The organism is bacterium, from assembly GCA_037131655.1.
Taxonomy (GTDB): Bacteria; Armatimonadota; Fimbriimonadia; order Fimbriimonadales; family JBAXQP01; genus JBAXQP01.
Window position 1 is genome coordinate 1 of the sequence record JBAXQP010000355.1, and the last position, 2,555, is coordinate 2,555.

At 50.2% G+C, this 2,555-nt stretch carries 5 protein-coding genes; 2 read left to right on the forward strand and 3 right to left on the reverse strand.

The window, feature by feature from the left end:
* Nucleotides 1-251: 251 nt before the first annotated feature.
* Both WCO51_12310 and WCO51_12315 read right to left on the reverse strand, forming a co-directional pair.
* Nucleotides 252-749, reverse strand: coding sequence for a hypothetical protein (locus tag WCO51_12310; protein ID MEI6514036.1), 498 nt, complete (start codon nucleotides 747-749; stop codon nucleotides 252-254).
* Nucleotides 750-832: 83 nt separating this feature from the next.
* A complete protein-coding gene (locus tag WCO51_12315) occupies nucleotides 833-1,075 on the reverse strand; it encodes a hypothetical protein (GenBank protein ID MEI6514037.1) in 243 nt (80 codons plus the stop codon).
* A 365-nt stretch (nucleotides 1,076-1,440) separates the two neighbouring features.
* On the opposite strand from WCO51_12315, the gene WCO51_12320 reads away from it, so the two are divergent.
* Together WCO51_12320 and WCO51_12325 are read left to right on the forward strand one after the other, a co-directional pair.
* Nucleotides 1,441-1,845 (forward strand): hypothetical protein, encoded by a 405-nt coding sequence (locus WCO51_12320; GenBank protein MEI6514038.1) that lies wholly within the window; start codon nucleotides 1,441-1,443, stop codon nucleotides 1,843-1,845.
* A gap of 104 nt (nucleotides 1,846-1,949) precedes the next feature.
* Nucleotides 1,950-2,240, forward strand: coding sequence for a hypothetical protein (locus tag WCO51_12325; GenBank protein MEI6514039.1), 291 nt, complete (start codon nucleotides 1,950-1,952; stop codon nucleotides 2,238-2,240).
* 36 nt (nucleotides 2,241-2,276) lie between these two features.
* Here the strand turns inward: WCO51_12325 and WCO51_12330 are convergent.
* Nucleotides 2,277-2,555 (reverse strand): hypothetical protein (locus tag WCO51_12330; protein MEI6514040.1); only part of this gene is annotated, 279 nt, incomplete at its 5' end.

The following is a 2,555-nucleotide window of genomic DNA, read 5'->3' on the forward strand; positions in this document are numbered from 1 at the left end:
GTTCTGCATCTGTTCAGCGCCCTATCTCGGCAGCAGGATCGCCGTAGTACCAGCGCCGACTATCGCACCACGCCCGGCCAGCTTCGATGCTTTGCAATGCTCCAGAAAAATGCTTTGCGACGGCGACCCCGGGGGTTATTTCTGACGCTGGGGCAGGGCATGGGGAAATGTCGGGAAGATGCTGGGTTCCCATCAGGTAACAGTAGCAGCGCCTTGCATCAGTCGCTGCATCGCGGTAGCTTGGCCAGAGCCTATTTGATCCCGTGTTTTGCCTTAAGTGATTCTGCTACAAACCGCGCTTCATATACCAATCCCTGTATGGTCGGCTTTTCTTTGAAACAGATAATTGTATTGGTCGTATTGGGATATGTGATGTAAAAACTTTGTCCTCCATACGTTGTTGCGTTTACCAAAACGCTATTTCCGACTGCTCGCGCCGTAGCCGAAGTCGTTGTAGGCGTTACATAGTTAGTGCCGCTGGAGTTGTCCGCCATGTTTGCGATTACGAAATAAGAGAACCCTTTCTGTAAGGCAACTTCTGCACTTCGAAGTAGCGCAAGATCAGTAACTCTTTCTCTTGAATCAAACCCATCGCCCTGAAAGCCAGCTTGAAAGATATTCTCTCCAAGTTGAGTATCAAAATACCCATTGAATCCTGGTGGGGTACTCTTGGGCGTGTAAGTAGAAGCGCAAGCGGATAGAAGCATCACAGACAACACAGTGAAAGTATTTTTAAACAGTTTTCTCATGACAACTCCTGATTAAGCAAAACCTACTCGATTCATGCCAGCGCCGTAGAGGATAGATATTTGGTTAGCATGAAGCAAAGGGTCTATTTGACACAATCAAAAATATACCTGTCAGTATTTGGTGACGTTACAGAATGCACACGAACGGAAAGTCCTCGCTTGGTGCATTCAGCCTCAGCCAATTCCAACGCCTTCTCTATCCCCATGTCAGGGACTCCTGCTCGTACGTCTACGGTGCTAGGAGTGGAACTTGTGACTTGAGCGGCACAACCAGCTATCGTGGCAACCGTAAGTACAAGAAGATGAATGGTCTTAATCGGGTTCATGATTTCCTCCTTCTTTGCTTTGGCTTTGATATAGGGCGACAACTATTCTGCCGCCGGGGTGGGGGAAGGCCAATGACTATGTACTGTTCTTTGCGGTCATTGTAAACATTCAATGGCTCAGTCCAGTGCACCTAGGAAGCTGGAATGCCCTCGCAAACTCTTGGTGGCGTCCTTGCCGGTGTAATGCAACCAGTACCAACCCGCACAGTTCGGCCTGTAAAGCCTTCGCTGCACTGATTACCTCGCTCATGCTCCTGGAGTCGTTTTCATCCATGCCAGAGCCATCTCTCCACCAACCCATGCTCGATGTCAATCGGTTACTTTGATCTTATTGGTATGATTAACGCTAACTCTAGGAGAATGCGATGCGCAACTTTTTGGCTTGTGTAGTGTTGTTACTTCTGGTTGGCTGTGCAAATGTTCAGAAACTACAGGCAGGTTGCGAAGCAACCACCAGCACATTTGCAGCAATGGCTGAATGCCTAAAGGCACAGGTGGCTGATTCGTCTAATCCTCGCCTCAAGAACAGCCCAGAGGTGAAACTATATCTACTCAAAGCCGACCAGCTTACGCAACAAGTTTCTGATAAGAAAATATCTGAGCTAGACGCAAGAGTTGAGCTTCAGCAGCTATTTGTTCAGTTGTACCAGAATGAAAAGAGCAACAGTGCAGCCTCATCGGCAGCGGCAACGGCTGCATATAACGCTACCCGTACAAAAACAACCAACTGTGTTCCAGTTGGCAATTCTGTGAGCTGCACGACGTACTGACGTGGCATAGCGTTCCGCAATTGGCGATCAGGCCGCACCCATGACTCCCGCGTCGTCAATGTTTGATGTACAGTAGAACTGTATAGATAAACAGGTACGCTGATATGGCACACGGACGAAAGACAGGCGGTAGGCAAGCTGGAACGCCGAATAAGATAACGGCGCAATTCAAAGAGGCCGTACGCACGGTGTATGAAGATATCGGGGGAGATAAAGCCTTTGCTGATTTCGCTAGGGCTAACCCCGGTGCTTTCTATACCATTTGCTCTCGCCTTTTGCCCGGTGAGATTTCCGCGCAGAACGGTACAGGCGTTACCGTTATCATTGCGCCCAGAGACAGCGATGGCCGGCTCATTATCGACGCCGACTATGAGCAAGTGCCGCAACTGAACTAATCGCAATACATTCTCGTATCGTGTTCGGCTTCGTGGTCATTGCAATGTCGCTGGCGTCGTGTGTCTCTCGATCAATTCCAGCAGAGCGAAGGCGTCATAACGAGATTTCGGAATCCGAAGCTCGCAGGCGGCTTTGTCTCGGATCGCCAGTGTCAGAATCACCGCGTCGGGATCACCCTCGGCATGGGCTTCCATCGCATAGCGCAGGCCGGGGTCGCCGTGGAACTTGTCGATCACGCGATTCATGCGCCTATCCGCAGCAAACCCGTCGCTGCTTGCCGTTATGTCATTTGCTGCCGTTACAGGAGTAACAGC

Bases quoted from the DNA above. Each gene is read 5' to 3' on its own strand.
- WCO51_12310 (MEI6514036.1), bottom strand. From the start codon at position 749: ATGAGAAAACTGTTTAAAAATACTTTCACTGTGTTGTCTGTGATGCTT.
- WCO51_12315 (MEI6514037.1), bottom strand. From the start codon at position 1,075: ATGAACCCGATTAAGACCATTCATCTTCTTGTACTTACGGTTGCCACG.
- WCO51_12320 (MEI6514038.1), top strand. From the start codon at position 1,441: ATGCGCAACTTTTTGGCTTGTGTAGTGTTGTTACTTCTGGTTGGCTGT.
- WCO51_12325 (MEI6514039.1), top strand. From the start codon at position 1,950: ATGGCACACGGACGAAAGACAGGCGGTAGGCAAGCTGGAACGCCGAAT.